Below are 340 nucleotides of genomic sequence, written 5' to 3' on the forward strand. Positions count from 1 at the left end.
GTCTCCTCACCCGGCTTATTCGGAGTGGTCTCCTCACCCGGCTTATTCGGGGTCGTCTCCTCACCCGGCTTATTCGGGGTCGTCTCCTCACCCGGCTTATTCGGGGTCGTCTCCTCACCCGGCTTATTCGGGGTCGTCTCCTCACCCGGCTTATTCGGGGTCGTCTCCTCACCCGGCTTATTCGGGGTCGTCTCCTCACCCGGCTTATTCGGAGTGGTCTCCTCACCCGGCTTATTCGGGGTCGTCTCCTCACCCGGCTTATTCGGGGTCGTCGACTCAGACGGCTCGCTCGGCTCCGTGGTCTCCGGAGTCGTTTCCTCACCCGGCTTATTCGGGGTCG

General features: G+C 62.9%; 1 pseudogene. It reads right to left on the minus strand.

Annotation, left to right across the window (positions count from 1 at the left end):
• Window positions 1-340 (minus strand): annotated as a pseudogene (locus tag QP922_RS07700) (secretion protein EspK); the annotation flags it as partial.

Origin of the sequence: Corynebacterium sp. MSK218 (assembly GCF_030232655.1) — a bacterium.
In the GTDB taxonomy this organism is placed as follows: Bacteria; Actinomycetota; Actinomycetes; order Mycobacteriales; family Mycobacteriaceae; genus Corynebacterium.